General features: G+C 43.4%; 14 protein-coding genes. 7 read left to right on the forward strand and 7 right to left on the reverse strand.

Features of this window, described 5'->3' with window-relative positions; all coding sequences use genetic code 11:
* The first annotated feature begins 172 nt into the window (after positions 1–172).
* Complete coding sequence (gene csx18 / locus V7K76_RS32295; protein WP_334776024.1) at positions 173–355, forward strand: CRISPR-associated protein Csx18; 183 nt, start codon at positions 173–175, stop codon at positions 353–355.
* A gap of 65 nt (positions 356–420) precedes the next feature.
* Here the strand turns inward: csx18 and V7K76_RS32300 are convergent, their stop codons facing one another.
* The 4 genes from V7K76_RS32300 to V7K76_RS32315 form a co-directional block, all read right to left on the reverse strand.
* Positions 421–762 (reverse strand): 4Fe-4S binding protein, encoded by a 342-nt coding sequence (locus tag V7K76_RS32300; RefSeq protein WP_334776025.1) that lies wholly within the window; start codon positions 760–762, stop codon positions 421–423.
* Positions 763–775: 13 nt separating this feature from the next.
* The gene (locus V7K76_RS32305) at positions 776–2,434 is read right to left on the reverse strand and encodes an FAD-binding protein (RefSeq protein WP_334950966.1); all 1,659 of its coding nucleotides are present in this window, start codon (positions 2,432–2,434) and stop codon (positions 776–778) included.
* 798 nt (positions 2,435–3,232) lie between these two features.
* Positions 3,233–5,650, reverse strand: coding sequence for a single-stranded-DNA-specific exonuclease RecJ (locus tag V7K76_RS32310; protein ID WP_334776027.1), 2,418 nt, complete (start codon positions 5,648–5,650; stop codon positions 3,233–3,235).
* A gap of 328 nt (positions 5,651–5,978) precedes the next feature.
* Complete coding sequence (locus tag V7K76_RS32315) at positions 5,979–7,016, reverse strand: threonine aldolase family protein (protein ID WP_334776028.1); 1,038 nt, start codon at positions 7,014–7,016, stop codon at positions 5,979–5,981.
* Positions 7,017–7,437: 421 nt separating this feature from the next.
* On the opposite strand from V7K76_RS32315, the gene V7K76_RS32320 reads away from it, so the two are divergent.
* From V7K76_RS32320 to V7K76_RS32330, 3 genes are all read left to right on the forward strand, one after another.
* A complete protein-coding gene (locus V7K76_RS32320) occupies positions 7,438–8,220 on the forward strand; it encodes an ABC transporter ATP-binding protein (RefSeq protein WP_334776115.1) in 783 nt (260 codons plus the stop codon).
* Positions 8,221–8,482: 262 nt separating this feature from the next.
* Positions 8,483–9,949: an MlaD family protein gene (locus V7K76_RS32325; RefSeq protein WP_334776029.1), complete on the forward strand. Its 1,467-nt coding sequence runs from the start codon at positions 8,483–8,485 to the stop codon at positions 9,947–9,949.
* 365 nt (positions 9,950–10,314) lie between these two features.
* On the forward strand, positions 10,315–12,969 hold the full coding sequence (locus V7K76_RS32330; protein WP_442936179.1) for a CHAT domain-containing protein: 2,655 nt from the start codon (positions 10,315–10,317) through the stop codon (positions 12,967–12,969).
* Here V7K76_RS32330 and V7K76_RS32335 read toward each other — a convergent pair.
* A complete protein-coding gene (locus tag V7K76_RS32335) occupies positions 12,892–13,509 on the reverse strand; it encodes a hypothetical protein (protein ID WP_335030386.1) in 618 nt (205 codons plus the stop codon). The two genes, V7K76_RS32330 and V7K76_RS32335, sit on opposite strands and share 78 nt — an antisense overlap.
* Positions 13,510–13,523: 14 nt before the next feature.
* Positions 13,524–13,928, reverse strand: coding sequence for a four helix bundle protein (locus tag V7K76_RS32340; RefSeq protein ID WP_334776032.1), 405 nt, complete (start codon positions 13,926–13,928; stop codon positions 13,524–13,526).
* A 202-nt stretch (positions 13,929–14,130) separates the two neighbouring features.
* On the opposite strand from V7K76_RS32340, the gene V7K76_RS32345 reads away from it, so the two are divergent.
* From V7K76_RS32345 to V7K76_RS32355, 3 genes are all read left to right on the forward strand, one after another.
* A complete protein-coding gene (locus V7K76_RS32345) occupies positions 14,131–15,087 on the forward strand; it encodes a DUF1822 family protein (protein WP_334776033.1) in 957 nt (318 codons plus the stop codon).
* Between the two features lie 176 nt (positions 15,088–15,263).
* Complete coding sequence (locus V7K76_RS32350; RefSeq protein WP_334776034.1) at positions 15,264–17,597, forward strand: CHASE2 domain-containing protein; 2,334 nt, start codon at positions 15,264–15,266, stop codon at positions 17,595–17,597.
* Between the two features lie 82 nt (positions 17,598–17,679).
* Positions 17,680–18,471, forward strand: coding sequence for a DUF928 domain-containing protein (locus tag V7K76_RS32355; RefSeq protein ID WP_334776035.1), 792 nt, complete (start codon positions 17,680–17,682; stop codon positions 18,469–18,471).
* 150 nt (positions 18,472–18,621) lie between these two features.
* Here V7K76_RS32355 and V7K76_RS32360 read toward each other — a convergent pair whose 3' ends face one another.
* Positions 18,622–20,730: a M3 family metallopeptidase gene (locus tag V7K76_RS32360; protein ID WP_334776036.1), complete on the reverse strand. Its 2,109-nt coding sequence runs from the start codon at positions 20,728–20,730 to the stop codon at positions 18,622–18,624.
* Positions 20,731–21,039 lie beyond the last annotated feature (309 nt).

Genomic DNA, 21,039 nt, shown 5'->3' on the forward strand with positions numbered 1-21,039 from the left:
CCTGTTAATTGCACCACTAGCAATACTGTTCGGTTAAGACAAAAGACGCGATGAATCGCCGTCTCTACAATAATCAATCTTTTGTAGAGACGGCGATTTATCGCGTCTTTATAATGATTTCTCGGATCTTTGCACTCTGCAATTTCCATCAAAAAACCTTAACCGAACCGTATTGGCACCACTAGGACTAGCAGCAGTAATTATTAACACAATCTTGGTTACAGTCGCCAGCTTTGTCAACGCTACAGCAGGTGATGCTGTAGTGAATTTTTTACAACCATCCCAAATTAAAACGTTGCTAGCCGAAATCATTTCCCAACAGTCACAACTGACCAAAGAAAATGAAAGGGAGTAGGGAGTGGGGAGTAGGGAAACTAAGAAAGCTTTTCCGACATATTTTTATTTTTTGATCGCTCGCGTCTACGCTTGATAGGGGCGCGGCAGTTGGCGCAGTTTATGGGCAGTATCCAATTCACTATTGTTTTTTCTGCCATATCCCCAACCTAAGGTGCGACGATATTCACCCATGATGTCACGTTCAATTAAATCATCCTCATTGACTGCAACATTGGTATGAGATTCAGGCGCAACATAGAGCGCATCCGCAGGACAATAAGCTTCACACATAAAACAAGTTTGACAGTCTTCTTGCCTAGCGATCGCAGGTGGTTGGTTAGGTACGGAGTCAAAGACATTGGTAGGACAAACTTGGACGCATATATTGCAATTTATACAGAGTTTATGGCTGACAAGCTCAATCATGATAATGCTCCGACTACAATTTTGATACAGAGGGTGTGGTTTGAGTGGTTAGCACTGGGGGTGTAGCAATTTCATCTGCGATCCAATCACGCCTCACCCATAGCCTTTCTAAGCCACCTGTTGCCTGGTAATAACGCTGATTTGGATCGGTTTCGGGGTAGTCTACGCGAATGTGTTCGCTACGCGTTTCCGTGCGATGTAAACCGCTAAAATATGCCCATCGGGCTACAGCTGTGAGAGACGCTGCTCGACGAGAAAATTCCACATCGCGCACTGTATCTTGTTTTGGGTTCGCCTGTACCTGCTCCCATAGTTTCTCTAATTTAGAAAGAGAATCCAAAAGCTGCTGTTCAGAACGGAAGTGATTTTTCTCTAGAGGTAACATCTCATTTTGAACACCACGGACGATCGCTTCGCTATCGAATGAAGCAGAAGACGGCGTTTTGTCCACCTGGGGCGATCGCAATCCGGCTTGACCGGTCGGACGTGCCACCCGTTCATTTGCATGAGCGCCGAGACTCTTGGCAAAAGCTGCTGCACCAACTCCAGCCCATTGACCTGTAGAAATCGCCCAGGCGGCATTGGGGCCACCACCACCAGAAGCTAAACCGGCTAAGAACTCACGTGAGGCTGCATCCCCTGCGGCATAGAGTCCGGGTACTTTCGTACCGCAACTATCATCAGTCAGACGGATTCCACCCGTACCACGAACAGTACCTTCTAAAACCAATGTGACAGGGACTCGTTCTGTATAGGGATCAATCCCAGCTTTTTTATAAGGTAGATAAGAGATGAAATGGGACTTCTCAATCACTGCCTTGACTTCAGGCGTAGCTCGATCCAAACGAGCATAAACGGGCCCTTTTAAGAGTGCATTAGGAAGGAACGATGGATCGCGACGACCATTGACATAACCACCAAGATCGTTACCCGCTTCATCACTAAAGCTAGCCCAACCAAAGGGAACCCCCCGTGTGACTGTGGCATTGAAAGCCGTCGAGATGGCATAGTGATTAGAAGCTTCCATACTGGAGAGTTCGCCGCCAGCTTCTACTGCCATTAGCAATCCATCACCTGTATTGGTATTGCAACCTAATGCTTTACTCAAGAATGCACAACCGCCATTGGCCAAGACTACTGCACCAGCGCGAACGGTATAAGTACGATGATGTTGCCGTTGCACACCTCTTGCTCCAGCCACCGAGCCATCGTCAGCCAATAAAAGCTCTAGCGCCGGACTTTGGTCGAAAATCTGAACACCAACACGCAAGAGATTTTTACGAAGTACGCGCATATATTCCGGGCCATAATAACTCTGGCGCACGGATTCCCCATTCTCTTTAGGGAAACGATAGCCCCAATCTTCCACTAGAGGCAAACTGAGCCAAGTTTTTTCAACAACACGCTCAATCCAACGTAAGTTAGCTAGGTTTTTTCCTGAGCGATAACGCTCCGATACAACTTTATCCCAATTCTCTGGAGAAGGAGCCATGATACCATTGCCACTAGCAGCAGCAGCACCACTCGTACCGAGAAAACCTTTATCAACAATAATTACTTTGACACCCTGGGATGCGGCTGCCCATGCTGCCCATGCGGCGGCAGGGCCACCACCAATTACCAGCACGTCAGCAGTCAACTGTAGTTCATTTTCGCTATGTGTTGTTAGCAATTAATTGTCCTCCTTTTTGGCGCAGTCAACTTTATACTTTGCTACTGTGAGCGGTTTTTACAGACATCCCATCAAGCTTTTAGATACTTGTGTCAAACTTCTCAGGTTGTGGAAGCAATTTTCAGTTCTGTCTCCTGCTTCCAAACCTATAGCTTTGTATTTCACACAAAAGAAAACTACTAGACATCTCCAGAAATTAAATATGCGTTATCCAAAACCCTTGTAGAGACGTAGCAGTGCTACGTCTCTACATTTATTTTCGGAGATGTCTACTGTATGTCATTGCATAGACAAAGCCAGCACCTTAAGGATTTGTATCATATATACAAAGAACGTATACGGCAAATTACAGTTAACATGATACACTAATTATTAGCTTTTCAAACATTAAGTCTTACAGAATAATTTCTCATCCGGTTGGAACTGCCATGAAGAGTGCTGAGTTCCGAGTTGTTTTAGATATAACCTGCATAAGCTGGGCGGGCAAGATGCCCACCCCACAAGATTTATAGATAGATGTGATTTCAATACCGCGTAGGTTTTGCCTCAAAAAGCACTCTGGGGTAGTAGTCTATCCCAAAAGTTTTGAGAGGTTAGTGGTGTTCAGATCCCCGACTTCTTTAAGAAGTCGGGGATCTAGCAGCCCCTCAAATTTAATGGGGCAGACCAGTAGTAGCCTGTCAATACATAATTGATGGATAAATTACCTGTAGAGACGGCGATTTATCGCGTCTCACGACCTTCAAGCCAACCTACAAATTTTCAAACCCTACGCAGTATTGGATGTGGATTAGCTTCTTAATTCTCGTAGCTGGCGATCGCAACAATAGTAGATAAAGGCACTTCTGCAAAATATTGTTGCTGAAATTGTTCTTCGCGGACAGCAGCTAAAAATCGGGCAACTGCCGCATCAGCAAGGTTTTCGGCACTATCGCTTGAATGCCAAGTGATTTGCAAATAATGGTCTTGTCGTTTAACTGTGAAGCCGAAATATTTTAAAGCTTTGATGCCGACAATTAAGGTTTGGTCGCTGATGCCGATTTTCTTTAAAAGTTGTACGCGGGTAACTAGTTGATTTGTGCGACTGAGATATTTGGCGATTCCTACGAGAGTCAGCCAAATTTGATTGGGCGGTTGGTGGTTGGGTTTAGACCAAGCGATCGCTAATTGTTGCTGATTGTCAAATCCAGGCGTAGAGCGGCTTGTCGCCAAACATCGCCGCAACCAGATGCGTAAATCATCCCAATTTGTGGGACAATCTTCAATAAGCGAATAGCTAGGGTTGAGCGAGTGCTGAGTGCTAAGTGCTGAGTGTTCCTGATTCCGTAAGTCTAGGATCAAGGGTGTTAGCGATCGCGAAGCGTTGAGTGCTGAGTTAGCAGAAGGACGCACGGCAATTAATCTGATTTCATAACGTTTTTTGAAGGTGTTGTAGTCTAGTTCTGCTATGCAATCACATCTTCCGATGGGCAATTCATCTTTGTAGTGTCCCCACCATAAGCCAGGAAAAGCACTTCTGCTAGAATCATCCCGAATATCAAACTCAGCTTTAATGTACTGTACTTTTTTCCCTTGCCAATCTTGCTGATTGCGATGCCAAGCATTTTCAAACCAGCAGTTTTGAATTAGCAATTTCGGAACAGGATTACCCATTCCACAAGGTTCTAGCAGTTTCAGTTCTAAAAATAACTCTTTCCCCAAGTCTGCGACTGTTACCGTCAAGTCTGCTTGCACAGTTGGCGTTAGGGTTGTACTCCCTAATGATTGGCGCAACTGCTGATTAATCGCTGCTGTAAATAAAGGAATATTCTCCACCAACAAACTTAAACCTGCTGCAAAGGGATGTCCCCCAAAACGGTGTAACAAATGTGCTTGGTCTTTCACCAGTTGGTATAAATCGACAGAATTCACCGAACGGGCAGAACCACGGGCAAGGGATTGGGGATCGGGGATTGGGGATTGGGAAGAGTCTTCTCCAGTACCCAGTCCCAAGTCCCCAGTTCCCAATCCCTCTGTACTTAACAAAATTGTGGGGCGACCTGTTTCTTGTGCTACCTGTCCGGCAACTAAGCCCAATACACCCGCAGGCCATTGGGCATCTTCTAGGACAATGACGCTGGTGGTTGATAAGTCTAATTGGGTGAGTTTTTGCGCTACTTGTGCTTGCACGTCTTTTTGTAAAGATTTACGGCGGGCGTTGGCGAGTTCTGTAACTTCGGCTAGTTCGTTACAACGTTTGACATCCCGACTAGTTAATAATTCCACGCAGAAACTAGCATCACCTTGGATACGACTAACGGCGTTAATTCTTGGGCCCAAACCAAAAGAAATATCTGTGGGGCGATCGCCACTTTTTTGGCACAATTCTAATAATCGCCCTACCCCTGGCCGCCGCCGCGCTGCTGCTGGCTGTTTAAAATCTTCTTGCAGTCGTTGAATTCCCATCTGTGCCAAATAGCGGCAATCTCCACTTAACTGCACTAAATCGGCAATTAATCCAACTGCCACTAAATCTAATAAATCTTCTAAGGGATATTTGGCAACATTGGGCAAGCTTTGATATATTGCTTCCACCAACTTATAAGCGACTGCCACCCCAGAAAGATTAAATAACTGATGTTCCTTGGGTAAATAGCGGGGATTGATAATCGCTGCGACGGGTGGGCGTTCGGTGGGTAAGGTGTGATGATCTGTAACTATTACATCTATACCTAGCTGTTTGGCATAGATAATTTCCTCAAGGTTTGTGCTACCCGTATCGCAAGTCACAATTAATTTGCAACCTTGTTTTGCTAAATTATCAATGCCTTGATTATTAAGTCCGTGGGATTCTTTTAGACGATTGGGAATGTAATAAATTAACTGGGTATTTTGAGCGAAAAATTGCCCCAATCCGTCCCAAAGTACCGATGTGGCGGTAATACCATCGGCATCGAAGTCTCCCCAAATGGCGATTTTTTCTTTCGTATTATATGCTTGTTGCAAGCGTGCGATCGCTAAATGCATTTCTTGCCCAAACTCAAAGGGACTTGCTGGCTGATAAGCTTTATAGTTGATAAAAGCTGTTAATTGTTGACGATCTTTAATACCCCGTTGCCACAACAACTGTGCTGCATATAGTCCACTTGATGCAGGTGTATGTTGTTTCACTGCTTCGATAAACCACTCTGGAGGTTGTTCTGTTGCTGTTATAGTCCACTGCTGTTGTTCTGACATACAAATAAAGTTAGGAGCTAGAAATTAGGAGTTAAAACTCTTAAAATACGAGAGTGTCTTAAAGCTTTGAAGATTGCTAATTAACTTGAAAACTAGCTTAGTACAAACTTTTAGATATTATCTCGTTCCCAGTCTCCGACTGGGAATGCCGTCTTAGAGGCTCCGCCTCCCTTGCTGGCGGCAGAGCCGCAATTGAAGTGCATTTGCCAGCCTGCGGCTGGAAACGAGGTTTTAAAAGAGTTTCAGCTGAAGTTGACACCAATGGGCACTGTCATGCCCCTACAGGTGTACCTCACTAGTTCGGAGAACGCTATATTTATTGACTCACTTACTTAGTTGCATTTTTAATATCACCAATCAATTCATCAATTCTTGATTGAGTAGTGTTCCAAGAACACATAAAACGTACTCCTCCCACACCAATAAATGTATAAAACTGCCAATTCTTGGCTTTTAAGCTGTGAATGACTTCTTCAGGTAATTTCACAAATACGGCATTGGCTTCTCTAGGAAACATTAAATCAACGCCTTCTATGTTTAATAGTTGATTTTCTAAATATTCAGCACATTGATTAGCATGTCTAGCATTTTTTAGCCAAGCACCAGTTTCTAATAAACCCAACCAGGGAGCAGAAATAAACCGCATTTTTGAGGCTAACTGACCTGCTTGCTTACATCGATAATCAAAATCCTCTGCTAGCGCTTTGTTGAAAAAAAGAATGGCTTCACCTAATGCCATTCCATTCTTTGTACCACAAAAACACAATACATCCACTCCAGCTTTCCAGGTAATTTCAGCAGGACTTGTATTCATAGCGGCAACTGCATTGGCAAAACGAGCGCCATCCATGTGAATCTTTAAGTTATATTTGTTTGCAACTTCTTTAATACTTAAAAGTTCTTCAATAGAATATAAAGTTCCTAATTCAGTGGCTTGTGTAATGCTAATAACTTTAGGTTTGGGATAATGAATATCAGTGCGCCTCGTGACAATTGACTCTATAGATTCTGATGTTAATTTGCCATATTTACCTTGAGCTAGTAGCAGTTTAGAGCCATTAGAAGCAAATTCAGGTGCGCCACATTCATCTGTTTCTATGTGAGATGTTTCATGACAAATGACGCTGTGATATGACTGACAAAGAGCAGCTAAAGATAAAGAATTTGCGGCTGTACCGTTAAAGGTAAAAAATACTTCACAATCAATTTCAAAGAGTTTCCGAAAATAATCTGATGCTTTTTGAGTCCATTCATCATTTCCATAAGCTGGGACACTACCTTGATTTGCCCTAATCATATATTCCAGGGCTTCAGGACAAATACCAGAGGAATTATCACTTGCAAACTGTTCTAATTGGCTACTCATAATTATTTTTAAAAGCAATTATTACAATACTAGTGAATCATTAACCTGTTAATTAGGTTTTTCTATAGTAGCTTTTATCTGATTAGTTTTAGTATATCGATACGATTAAATGACTTTGCTGATGTCTATAGAAAACTGGAAGATTGTTTGCATATCACTGAGATGTTTAATTACTACGGTGTACACGTCACGCTTGTGTTGAGGTATTTTGGAACGTTAAATATCGAAAATAACTAAATATTATGCTAAAAAAATAAAGTTTGCTAATCAGAATGCTAATCATGTACTTATAATGTAAAATACAAAGCCCTACCAATAACTATGACATCAATATTGGGCAGATTTGTCCTTTGTTAGTTCTCAGTAGTCATTTGTTTATTTTCTACTGACCAATGACCAATGACCAATGACTAATAACTTAATGAGTGAACCATTGATTGAACTGAAAGGTGTTTCTAAGTCCTTTGGTAGCCATAAAGTTCTAGATAATGTAGACTTGAGCATTTACCGAGGAGAAGCACTGGGGATTATTGGCCCATCGGGGACTGGGAAATCAACAATTTTAAGGGTAGTGGCGGGGTTACTTAGTCCCGATGAAGGAGAAATTTATGTCCAAGGAGTGCGGCGAGACGGTTTGATTGAGGATGGTGGCCAGCAGGTTGGCATTGGTATGGTGTTTCAGCAGGCGGCGCTATTTGATTCGCTGACGGTGGAGGAGAATATAGGATTTCTACTTTATCAAAATTCAAAGCTGCCGCGATCGCGCATCCGAAATTTGGTAGAAGAAAAACTAGAGATGGTAGGTTTGGCAGCAATAGGCCACCTCTACCCAGCCGAACTTTCCGGGGGAATGCGAAAACGGGTAAGTTTTGCCCGTGCAATTATGTCTAACCCCGATAGTCCCACCGAAGGCCCAGAAGTTCTATTGTACGACGAACCAACAGCTGGACTCGATCCCATTGCCTCAACAGTAATCGAAGACTTAATCCGCCATTTGCAAAGTTCACATGGAAATTGTAGTACCTATGCCGTTGTTACCCACCAAGCCAGCACTATCCGCCGTACAGCTGATAGAGTTATATTTCTCTATGAAGGTAGAGTGCAGTGGCAGGGTACAGTTAGTGAAATACACAACACAGAAAATCCTTTGATCAAACAATTTATCAGTGGAAGTGTTCAAGGCCCGATTAAAGTTGCCGGTTAGAAAGTGAAAAGTGAGGAGTGAGGAGTAATGAATAAGTGAGGAGTGAGGAGTTAAAGAAGTCGGAAGTCGGAAGTCTGATGTACAGTTTTGTAACGGGTATTTAGACCCCGCAAACATATACTTGCGGCTTGTTAGAAGCCAGTGACTTAAACCCGTCGGAGTTAGTTAAATTCAACTCCTAACTCCTAACTCCTAACTCCTAACTCTTAACTCTTAACTCTTAACTCCTAATTAGTTGTTGGTTGTTGGTGGAGGCAAAAAAATGCGAGGTCTTATGACAAGCCGCTTCGCTTCTATGCGAACATTTAGAGAAGGTTCTGTAGGGTTATTACTCTTGCTAGGACTAGGGGTATTTGGATTACTTTTTCTGTGGTTAAATAGATTCACCGCTGCTGGTCGTTCATACAAAATTATTGTGGAATTTGCCGACGCTGGCGGAATGCAAAAGGGAGCAGTAGTCCGCTATCGTGGTGTTAAGGTAGGAACTATTTCTCAGGTTCGACCAGGGCCAAATGTCATTGATGTAGAGATTGAAATTGCCCAAACTGACCTAATTATCCCCCGGAATGTAGTGGTGGAAGCTAATCAAAGCGGATTAATTAGCGAAAGTATTATCGACATCAAACCAAAATCAACCTTACCTATTGGGGTTGTGCTTGCTAAACCCCTAGATAAAAGTTGTGATAATAGCCTCATAGTCTGTAATGGTTCTCGGTTACAAGGTCAGGTTGGCATCAGTGTTGATGAACTAATTCGCAGTTCAACTGACCTCGCTGCTGCATACAATAACCCAAAATTTTATAGAAATGTCAATAGGCTTCTAGAAAGTACCACAGGTGCAGCATCCAGTTTTACAGAATTAAGCCAGGATCTCCGAGGTTTAACTAAAAGCTTACAACGACAACTTACTACCTTTTCCGACACGGCTAATTCTGTACAACGGGCGACAAACCAACTTAATACATCCGCGAATCAAACAGTAAATAAATTTGGTGCAACTGCAACTCAAGCTAATCAGTTGTTGAAGAATTTAGATAATCTGTTGACAACAAATCGTTCAACGCTGGTTGGTGCTTTGAACAATATCACCGAAACCAGTAACCAACTGCGTGTTACAGTCAGTAGCTTATCACCATCTGTCAATCGATTGACTCAAGGAGAATTACTCAACAATTTAGAAACTCTTTCAGCAAATGCAGCCCAAGCCTCAGCTAATTTACGCGATGCTTCTAAAACCTTAAACGATCCCAAAAATACAGTGTTGCTGCAACAAACTTTAGATTCAGCACGAGTAACCTTTGAAAATACCCAAAAAATTACATCTGATTTAGATGAATTGACAGGAGATCCTACTTTCCGCAAAAATCTGCTGCAATTGGTGAATGGTCTAAGTCATTTAGTCTCTTCTACACAACAGATGCAGCAACAAGTACAAGTTGCTACTACTCTAGATTCGGTAAAAGCTGCGGTGAGGAAACCAAAGAATCTAATTCCTACCCCAGCACCAACCCAACAGGCGATGTTTAATGACAAATCGCTACCCGTCTACGTAACAAATCCCTCACCTGCTAATTTTGCAAGTAGTGATATCAACCTTCAACCAAGTCCCATTCCGTCTATCCCTAACTCATCCCAAGAAGGACTTTTGAAGCAGCTGCGAGAGTATGGCAAGCAACGGGGGCAACTGGAGACGAGGAAAGACGAAATACAGCTTGATAATTTTAAGTAAGATATTTTACTGTAATACAAGTGTGTTGAAGTTCATCGACACCACTGCCAGAACCTTGAAAACCGCATAACTTCTCTACGAGACGCTGCGCGAACGTTGACTAGTTTTGCGATCGCTTCAATATAAGGAAAAATGGCTGCCAAAGACCTATTCCACTCCAGGAGGTGATTGTCGAATGGAAACAGGAATGGTAGCCCAAGCACCTATAGTTCATCTTGTACGCTCTTGTCGTGGTTATGGCTAAAACAACTAGGATTTTTGGCGCTAATTCTGTAAAAGCTAAAAGGCAAAAGGGGCTGGGGCATCGCGTATTTTCTCTATGTTGCAGGATTTTTTACCCCTTGAGAGTTGGCCAATCACTCATTTTGGAAACCAAAAAAACTGCACTGGCTCACTTTTTATCTTTGCCTTTTTACTTCCTGATTGCTTTGCTATGCATTATCGGTTCACCGGTACTAGCAAAAGTTCCTAGTTCAATCAATTCATCATCGCAACTGTCAATTAATAGGCTGATATCGCTAGCTGTCACCACCGATCCCGCTTCATTATTACAACAGGGCAAAGTTTTATACAGTGCTGGTAACTTTGCGAAAGCTGTAGAAGTATTGCAAGAAGCTGTGCAAGCATATAAACAGCAAGGAGATAATCTCAAACTAGCAGTGACACTGAGTAATCTTTCCTTAGCTTATCAGCAACTCGGTGCATGGAGTCAAGGGCAGCAGGCAATTACAGAGAGCTTAGATTTGCTGAAAGGACAGGATAAAAACCAAAATCTGCAAATATTTGCCCAATCATTAGATATTCAAGGCCGTCTACAACTAGCAATGGGACAGTCTGAAGCAGCTTTAGCAACTTGGCAGCAGACAGAAGAAATTTACAAGCAAGCAGATAATCAAAGTGGTGTGGTGCGATCGCTAATCAATCAAGCACAGGCGTGGCGCAGTCAAGGATTTTACCCCCGCGCCGTCAAAACACTCGCTCAAGTTAGTCAGACATTAAAATCTCAACCAGATTCTATAGAAAAAACAGTGAGTTTGCGATCGCTCGGTGATGCCCTTTTGGTATTGGGTGATTTGAAAAATTCACGCCAAGCATTAGAAGAAAGTTTGAGAATTGCTCAAAATCTGCAATCTGGCGCTGATATTGGGGCTAGTCTGTTCAGCTTGGGGAATAATGCCCGTAAACAACAGGAAAAACAACAAGCGATCGCCTATTATCAACAAACAGTTGCAGCATCTCCCTCACCCCTGACAAAAATTCAAGCGCAATTAAATCAACTGGGACTACTAATTGAAGACCAACAATGGGCAAAGGTTCAAAGTCTCTTGCCGTTGATTGAGTCCCAACTTGACCAACTCCCTCTCAGCCGTGCGAGTATTTACGCTCATGTTAACTTTTCACAAAGTTTAGCAAAAGTCAAGAGTGGTGTATTGCAAGCATCCAGAAATAATTATTACTCAGGAATCAGCACCAAAGACTCAGCCAAGTTACTCGCTAGTGCCATCCAACAATCCCGCAGTTTAGGGGATAAACGGGCAGAGGCTTATGCTTTGAAGAGTTTAGGCGGCTTGTATGAAGAAACCAGACAGTGGTCAGAGGCACAAGACCTGACCCGGCAAGGATTAGCTTTGGCGCAGAGTAGCAATGCACCAGAAATTACCTATAGCTTAGAGTGGCAGTTAGGTAGATTGCTGCGGGCAACCAAAGATATTAATGGGGCGATCGCCGCTTATGATGCGGCTGTAGACACTCTCCAGTCTCTCCGCAGAGATTTAGTAGTGAATAAAGATGTCGTGAACCAGGATATACAATTCAACTTCCGGGACAGTGTAGAACCCGTCTACCGCCAGTCAGTAGAATTACTGCTACAATCCCAACAGGGAAAACCAAATGAAAAAATCTTAGAGAAAGCACGCGATCGCATTGAAGCCCTCCAACTAGCAGAGTTAGACGACTTCTTCCAAGAAGCTTGTCTGCAAGGACAAAAAGTAGCCCTAGATAAACTGGTAGACCAAAATAATTCCCAGGCTGCCATCCTTTATCCAATTATTCTTCCTGACGAACTCCAGGTAATTGTCAAAATTCCCAAACAATCTCTGCAAAGCTACAGCACCAAGATTTCCCAAGCAGAAGTAGAGAAACTCTTAGTAGAACTGCGAAGAAATCTTGTCAATCCCACTGCGACTAAGATTGTTCAAACCCAATCGCAAGAAGTTTACAACTGGCTGCTGAAACCCATTGAGTCACAACTGCAAAAAAGTGGCGTCGATACCCTAGTATTTGTCCTAGATGGCCCATTACGCAACCTACCAATGGCAGCACTCTACGATGGTCAACAATACTTAGTAGAGAAATATGCGATCGCTCTCAGCGTAGGTTTGCAACTCCTAGACCCAAAACCGCTAGTAAAGCAGCAACTCAGAGCGCTAACAGCAGGACTGACTCAGCCACCGCCAGGATTTACCAAATTTGCACCATTGCTGGCGATTAAATCTGAGTTTGATGGCATTACTAAAGCCGGAGTTGCGACAACCAGCCTCATGGATAGAAATTTTAAAAAAAAGAATTTAGAAAGTGAAATTAGTGCTGCTTCATTCAACATAGTGCATTTGGCAACCCACGGTCAGTTTAGTTCCCGCCTTGAAGACACTTTTATTTTAGATTTCGATGGTCAAATCAACGTCAAAGATTTTGATACTCTCTTCCGCAGTCAGGGTAAAACCATAGTAGAACTATTAGTTTTGAGTGCTTGTCAGACAGCAGCAGGAGACAGTCGTGCAGCACTTGGTCTAGCAGGAGCAGCTGTACGAGCCGGGGCACGCAGTACCATAGCTTCCCTGTGGCAAATTGATGATGAATCAACAGCCATGTTTGTGAGTGCCTTCTATCGAGAACTCAAGAGTGGCAAAATCACCAAAGCCGAAGCAGTCCACCGTGCCCAGCTACATCTGCTGAAACATCCTAACTACAGAGCGCCAAGCTTTTGGTCTGCTTATGTATTGATTGGGAATTGGTTGTAATTTGGGGATTGGGGACTGGGGACTGGGGATTGGGGATTGGGGATTGGGGACTGGGGACTGGGGACTGGGGATTGGGGACTGGGGATTGGGGACTGGGGACTGGGGACTGGGGACTGGGGACTGGGGACTGGGGATTGGGGATTTGAGAAGAAAGATTATTACTTCGACCTCAGAACTTGGAACTTCGACCTCAGAACTCGGAACTTCGACCTCAGAACTCGGAACTTCGACCTCAGAACTCGGAACTTCAGCTTCAGAACTCAAACCTTCAACCTCAGAACTCGGAACTTCAGCTTCAGAATTCAAACCTTCAACCTCAGAACTCGGAACTTCAGCTTCAGAACTCAAACCTTCAACCTCAGAACTCGGAACTTCAGCTTCAGAAAATAAAGCGTCAAGCCTAGAACTTCCCAGTCCCCAATCCCAAATCCCAAATCCCCAATCCCCAATCCCCAATCCCCAATCCCCAATCCCCAATCCCCAATCCCCAATCCCCAATCCCCAATCCCCAATCCCCAATCCCCAATCCCCAGTCCCCAATCACCAATCACCAATCACCAATCACCTAATCGATTGCCGTACTCTTCTTTACCTTGTTGCTGAGAACGAATGAAACGACAGTAACCGTTAAGACCTTTTTCAATCTGGTCTTTAAGCTGACTAACCCAGTGTAATTGTTCTGTATTGCAGTACCCCAGGCTTTCAGCAATAATGAAGGCGCTTTTAGTTTCAGTTAATGAGCCACGAGCAATGTACATAAAACGCAATCTATCTAGATAATGATAACGTCCGTACCCCTCAGCTATGTTCAGTAAAACACTGCAAGCCGATCTTCGTAATTGATCGCTCAAATTGTAACGCTCAAAATTTGGCAACTTATCTGCTAGTCGATAAGCCGCTTTTAGTAGCTTGAGGCTATCTTGATAGAAGTCTAAAGACTCAAAACCTCTATCTCCCATATCATCTCAATATACAAATACAATCCCTCAATTTTATGGGATATTTTCTCGCCAGTCCCCAATCCCCAATCCCCAGTCCCCAATCCCCAGTCCCCAATCCCCAATCCCCAATCCCCAATCCCAAATATTCAATTTTGTGGCATAAATTTAGTGAATGCAGCTGATATGTAACATAGCAGCATTGATCACTCAAGATTGACTTATGAATAACTCCACCTATCAGCTAGAAGATTTCGCTTTGACATTGCCGATTTCCCAAAGAGCTCGCATAACTGCCCAGCAATTTGCTAACCAGCAGCCAAACCCTGAAAAAGCAGAGCAAGTCCGGTTGAATACTCTAGCTGTATGGGTGGTAAATGACTACTTGCAGATGATGGATATTCCGACCGATCTTCAAGCTAGTGACAGTTGGAACCCGATCATGCGCTTTTGTGGAAATGTTGCTGACTTAGATGTACCCTCAATTGGTCGTCTGGAGTGTCGCCCTGTCCATCTACATCAGCAAATATGTTCTATTCCTCCAGAAACTTGGGAAGAACGAGTAGGTTATTTAGTAGTTCAATTTGATGAATCGCTCCAAGAAGGGAGGCTGCTTGGTTTTATCCCTAGTGTCGCAACTGAAACACTGCCTTTAGCGCAACTGCAACCATTGGAGGCGTTTATCGATCATCTATGGCAACTGCGTCAATCTCCAGTTAATTTGAGTCAGTGGTTTGCTGGTGTATTTGAAACCGGCTGGCAAACTGTTGAATCTCTGTGGAACTTACCAGAACTGAGACCAACTTATGCCTTTCGCAGTATTGAAACTTTAGAACTAGAGACCCTTAATCGACCAGAATCAACTACTAAACGGGCAAAACTGATTGATTTGGGTATCCAAATTCTTAACCAACCAGTCATGTTAATTGTGGAAATTAGCTCTGAAAAAGATCAACAAACTAGTATTCATCTCCAATTGCACGCCACTGGCAATCAAATCTATTTGCCACTAGGAGTTCATCTCACTGTTCTAGATAGTTCGGGAGCAGTATTTCTAGATGCTCAATCTAGAAGATCGGACAATTACATTCAGTTGCAGTTCCGTGGTGAACCCACAGAGCGATTTAGCGTTAGGGTAGCCTTGGATAATACTAGCATTACCGAACATTTCCGAATTTGAATTGTGTAGCTATCTTCCCTCTTCGTCGGTAATTTCTTAAGTGGTAATTGGTTAATTAAAAATTAAAAATTCCAGCTAGCTTTTGGGGATTTTGAGAAAAATCTGTAGATGCTTGTGGAGCTTGTTATGAGACATTAGAACAGGGCGTGATCTTGCATAGGGAAATAACGAGGGTCATGGGTAAGTTAGTAGTGATGAAATTCGGAGAGGGTAGTTTTGAGCAGGGATTTGCTGTCACTCTCCAAATTGGTGAAGAACACGAGCGTGCTGCAACAGAAATTACAGGGAAGCTACCTTCATTTCCGGAAATGCCGCTCTATTATAGTCATTGGCAGTCTAGTTATCGGCAAATAGGCAATCGTTATCGCCTTCATGCTGACACAATGCAGGTAACTAATGTATCGATGATTCAAGACTGCGAAAACACTTCTCATATTTTGCGGGCACGCTTTAATACCTGGCTGCGAGCGGAAGAGTTTCGCCCTTTGAGAGAAAAATGGTTAGAAAGATTGTCGCCTACGGACGAAGTACGGGTAATTTTGCAAACTGAAAATAGCCAATTACAGCTATTACCCTGGCATCTGTGGGAATTGTTAGAACGCTATCCCAAGGCTGAAATTGCCCTTTCTTCACCATCTTACGATCGCATTCACAAGCCACGCACTCCCAATCAATCAGTCAACATTTTGGCAATTGTGGGCAACAGTAAGGGAATTGACACCCAAGCCGATCAAGCTTTACTGCAACAGTGTAGTAATGCAGAGGTTAGTTTTTTGGTAGAACCGCCGCGTAAAGAATTAACTGACCATCTCTGGGGAAAAAACTGGGATATTCTCTTCTTTGCTGGACACAGTTCTAGTAATAAAAATGGAGAAAGCGGACGAATTTACCTGAATAAAACTGATAGTCTGACCATTGGCGAGTTAAAGTATGCTCTCAAGAAGGCCATTGAAAACGGCTTGCAATTAGCGATATTCAACTCCTGTGATGGCTTGGGTTTGGCACGAGAATTGGCTGATTTGCAAATTCCTCAAATAATCGTCATGCGCGAACCTGTACCAGACCAGGTTGCTAAGGAATTTTTAAAGTATTTTCTCGAAGGCTTTGCTGGTGGTGAGTCTTTATATCAAGCGGTACGCCAAGCACGAGAACGCTTGCAAGGACTTGAGGATCGATTTCCTTGTGCGACTTGGCTACCAGTGATTTGCCAAAATCCAGCCCAGATGCCACCTACTTGGGATGAATTAAGGTCTGTAAAAACTGAAGAAGATAAACCGAATTTACCTTTACCTACCAAACGCAGATTTCGGACAATTTTGTTACCCAGTTTGGCAATTACAGTCTTGGTTTGTGGCATGAGATGGTTGGGATTTTTAGAAAATCAAGAGATTCAAACCTTTGACTTAATGATGCGATCGCGCCCTGCGGAAGGTATCGATTCCCGATTGCTGATAATCACAATTGACGATGACGATCTGGCAATTCAAAGACAAAATAACGAATCCTTGATCGGAGCTTCTATTTCTGAAAAATCTCTCAATAAACTCCTGGCAAAACTGAATCAATACCAACCCCGTGCGATCGGCTTAGATATCTACCGTGATTTTCCTGCCAAAGAACCAGATTTAATTACTCGTCTCCAACAAACTCAAAACTTGATTGGTGTATGCAAGGGGAGTGATAGCACAGGAAATATCAAAGGCATTAAGCCACCCCCAGAAATCCCCCCAGAAAATTTGGGATTCAGTGACTTTATTCACGATCGCGATGGCGTGATTCGTCGGCAACTTCTGTTTATGAATCAGGAGACAACATCCTTGTGTTCTGCTCCTTATGCCTTCAGTTTACAACTAGCCTCCCTCTATCTGCACCCTTTAGGAATTCAAACAAAGTTCACCCCAAAAGGGAATTTACAGCTAGGTAAAACTATTTTTCCGAATCTGAAGCCTCATACTGGCGGCTATCAAAATATTGATGCTAATGGTGGTCAAATCTTACTTAACTATCGTTCATCAAAAGAGATAGCCGAACAGGTGAAGCTAACGCAATTTTTATCTAGTCCGATTAACCCCAGCGCCATTAAAGACCGGATTGTTCTCATTGGTGTAGTGGCAAAGGGGGATTCTCCAGATACCTGGCCAACACCCTATGGCGTTCCTTTAGATGAGCAAATGCCAGGAGTGTTAGTACAAGCTCACATGGTCAGCCAGATCCTCAGTGCAGTCCAGGATGGGCGGCCGTTATTGCGGGCTTGGTCATTCTGGGTTGAGGTGGTCTGGATTTGGGGCTGGTCTTTAGTAGGGGGAGTCCTAGCTTGGCGCAGGTTTTCATTACCCTGGTTGGCGTTGGCAATTGGTGTTACTTCTAGCGTTTTGTATGTAGTTTGCTTTGGTCTGTTAATTTCAGGTGCTTGGGTGCCATTTGTCCCGTCAGCTTTATCGCTGGTAGCTATGGGGGGATTGATGTCAATTTATAATTCAAAAACAGATCAGGAGGGGAGTGGGGAATAGGGAATGGGGAGTGGGGAGAATAACTAATGCCCAATTTAAAATCTAAAATCTAAAATCTAAAATCCTATGAGGTAAGGTTTTTATGAATTCAAATGCACAACCAATAAAACTGTTTTTAGTAGTAGCTTTTAGCTGTACAAGTTTACTACTTAGCTTGATTCCAGTACTGGCTAAACCAATCCCAACCCTGGCTCAAGCCACAACCTTGAATCAACCTCCAATTCCACCTGGCCCTGCTCCTGGCGGTCGGGTTCGTGGTGGAGCGAAACGCGGGCCGGATGGATGTAAAATTACTAAACCTGACCTGACTGCTTTAGTACCTTTTACTCAGGAAGCTGACTCAGTAGTTAATGTCTGGGGACAAACAACAGTAGAACACCCAAGTTGGTTTTTCTATGTGCCATATACCAAAGATTTGCCTTATGCAGTTGAATTTGTACTGCAAGAAGATCCTGACTCTAAGGACTCTAAGGAGATTTACCGAAAAGCGATCGCTCTACCAGATAAACCAGGAGTCATCCGCGTTTCTTTGCCTACGAATACTCCGGCTTTAGCAGTAGACAAACAATACCGCTGGTTTTTTACCATTAACTGTGACAAAGAAAAAAATTCGCCCCCGACTTACGTTGAAGGGGTAATAAAACGAGTTAACCTGAGTGAAGCAACAGTCAAAGAACTAGAAACCACAGAACCTCGAAAGCGCTATGCAATCTATGCCCAAAAAGGAATATGGTACGAGGCACTGACGACATTAGCGGAACTGCGTCAAAAAAATCCTCAAGATGCGGCACTACAAGCAGAATGGTTAAATTTGTTAGGCAGCATACACTTAGATGATGTTTCAGCAGAACCCATTCTTCCAGGGACACCTTAAATTCAGAAAAAATTTTCAGTTAAGGGACTTCCAATTAACTCTTGTGGGGTGGGCATCTTGCCCGCCCTATTTCTTGCAATTCCCTAAGAATTATTTGTCAAAATGTTGATGTAGAGACGTTGCAATGCAACGTCTCTACAGAGGTGTTGTTTAGTTTGCAGCCGCACTCACTAAACCATTGTGCCTCAGCAAAGCGATCGTACTCGGTTCACGACCCCGGAAAGTTTTAAACACTTCCATTGGATGTTTGCTACCACCGAGGGACAGCACCGTATCTCGATAACGTCCACCTGTCGCTTTTACAGCTTCCTCATCTTCTAGCCCAGCTTCTTCAAAAGCGGCAAAAGCATCAGCGCTCAGTACCTCAGCCCACTTATAACTGTAGTAGCCGGCTGCATAGCCACCCTCAAAAATATGCCCGAAAGCACATAACATTGAGTCTTCTGGAAGTGGTGGTAAAATGGTAGTCGTTTTAGCTATGCGATGACGCACATCTGCCGGAGTTTCATCGCTACCAGAACGATAACGGTAATGTAATTCTAAATCAATACTGCTAAAGTGAATTTGCCGCAACATCGCAGTACCACTCATATAATTACGCGCCGCTAGCAGCTTTTGATAATAATGTTCCGGTAAAGCTTCCCCAGTTTCGTAATGTTTAGCCATGCCAAACAAAGTAGGTCGCTCATAACACCAGTTTTCCATAAACTGACTAGGTAGTTCCACTGCATCCCATTCCACATTATTGATGCCTGCGGCTCCAACATAATCAACCTTGGTGAGCATGTGCTGCAATCCATGACCAAACTCGTGGAACAAAGTTTCTACTTCATAGAAAGTCATCAAACTCGGCTTACCATCTACTGGAGGAGTTTGGTTACATATCAAATAAGTCACAGGCAACCGAACGCTAGATGCACCATTTTCAGTGATTTTGGCACGATTGATGCACACATCCATCCAAGCACCACCACGCTTTTCTGCTGGACGGCTGTAGGGGTCTAAATAGAAGTAGGCTATAGGAGAACCAGTTTCATCAGCTATTTGGAAATAACGGACATCCTCATGCCACACTAGAGCTTGACCATCAGCTGGGGTTACAGTCACGCCAAACAAGCGCTTGACAAGTCCAAACAAGCCATCTAGCACTTGAGGAAGGGGAAAGTAGGGACGCAATTCTTCAGCCGTAAAAGCAAATTTTGCTTCTCGTTGACGTTCTGCCCAAAAGCTGATATCCCAGTGTTTTAAATCTTGATATTCTTCTCCATAAGATGCAGCAAAAGCTTGGAGTTCTTTTAAATCTTTGACAGCAGCATCATAACTAGCTTGGCGTAGTTCTTCTAATAGTGCTTCCACTGCTTCAACATTAGGAGCCATTTTACTGGCAAGACTCAACTGGGCAAAACTCTTAAAGCCAAGTAAATCTGCGAGTTCTTGCCGTAACTCCAAAATACGCACAATTAACGGATTATTATCTAAATCGCCACTAGAAGCGCGGGTGATATGAGCTTTGTAGAGCTTTTCGCGCAAATCTCGACGGGTGCTGTGCTGCATGAAAGGGCCGAAACTGGGGAAGTCTAAAGTAATGCGCCAGGGGCCATTTTCTGGTGTGGCCTTTTCTTCTCCAGCCGCACGAGCAACTTGGGCAGCTAAACTTACCAAACTTGGTGGTAAACCGTCAATTTCCGCTTTTGTTGTCAGGGTTAAGCTAAAGGCTTTTGTGGCATCAAGTACATGATTAGAGAATTTGGTCGAAAGTTCTGCCAACTCCATCTGAATGGCGTTGAAACGCTCTCTTGCTTCTCCTTGTAAGCCAACACCAGAAAGCTCTGCATCTCGAATGGCAGCTTCAACAATCCGCTGTTGGGCTAATTCTAAAGTTGCCCAACTATCACTGCTACGGAGTGCTTTAAAAGCATTGTAGATGGGTTGGCTTTGACCGAGCTTGTTGATAAATTGTACGACTAGTGGCTGTACAATTTCATGGGCTTCGCGCAGTTCCGGGCTATTTTTAACACCCATTAAATGATTTACCGTCCCCCAACTCCAGGTAAGCCGTTCTGTCAGCTTTTCTAAGGGTTCTACTAAACCACTCCAAGTAGGCTGTACATTAGCTTCTAAGGTGGTAAGGTGCTGGTCAAGTTCTGCCAACAACTGATTGAAGGCTGGTACTACTCGTTCTGGTTTAATCTCTGCAAATGGAGGTAAACCATTGCCTTGGAGTAAGGGATTATGGGAAATAATGGTACTTGCACTCATGATTTTGTGTGAACTGCGAACGAGCAAAAATCAATAATGATTTTTATTTATATATCTTCTAATGTAACGATCGCTGTGCTATTTAGTATTACCATTCTGGTAAAAAGGCAAAAAAAGCGAGAATTATTCACAAAAGTATCCCAATATAGCTATTTTGTTTGGTCTTTGAACAATAAGTTTGGGGACTGGGGATTGGGGACTTGGGGACTGGGGATTGGGTATGGTTATTCTCCCTCATCTTATCTGTCCCCTTTATTTACTCGGCAGTTCTAGAAATTTCAGGGAAAGTCGCTGAGATAATATAATCAT

Source organism: Nostoc sp. (genome assembly GCF_036917975.1).
GTDB lineage: Bacteria > Cyanobacteriota > Cyanobacteriia > Cyanobacteriales > Nostocaceae > Nostoc.

Bases quoted from the DNA above. Each gene is read 5' to 3' on its own strand.
- V7K76_RS32325 (WP_334776029.1), top strand. From the start codon at position 8,483: ATGCGAGGTCTTATGACAAGCCGCTTCGCTTCTATGCGAACATTTAGA.
- V7K76_RS32300 (WP_334776025.1), bottom strand. From the start codon at position 762: ATGATTGAGCTTGTCAGCCATAAACTCTGTATAAATTGCAATATATGC.
- V7K76_RS32310 (WP_334776027.1), bottom strand. From the start codon at position 5,650: ATGTCAGAACAACAGCAGTGGACTATAACAGCAACAGAACAACCTCCA.
- V7K76_RS32355 (WP_334776035.1), top strand. From the start codon at position 17,680: ATGAATTCAAATGCACAACCAATAAAACTGTTTTTAGTAGTAGCTTTT.
- V7K76_RS32345 (WP_334776033.1), top strand. From the start codon at position 14,131: ATGAATAACTCCACCTATCAGCTAGAAGATTTCGCTTTGACATTGCCG.
- V7K76_RS32360 (WP_334776036.1), bottom strand. From the start codon at position 20,730: ATGAGTGCAAGTACCATTATTTCCCATAATCCCTTACTCCAAGGCAAT.
- V7K76_RS32350 (WP_334776034.1), top strand. From the start codon at position 15,264: ATGGGTAAGTTAGTAGTGATGAAATTCGGAGAGGGTAGTTTTGAGCAG.
- V7K76_RS32315 (WP_334776028.1), bottom strand. From the start codon at position 7,016: ATGAGTAGCCAATTAGAACAGTTTGCAAGTGATAATTCCTCTGGTATT.
- V7K76_RS32320 (WP_334776115.1), top strand. From the start codon at position 7,438: ATGAGTGAACCATTGATTGAACTGAAAGGTGTTTCTAAGTCCTTTGGT.
- V7K76_RS32340 (WP_334776032.1), bottom strand. From the start codon at position 13,928: ATGGGAGATAGAGGTTTTGAGTCTTTAGACTTCTATCAAGATAGCCTC.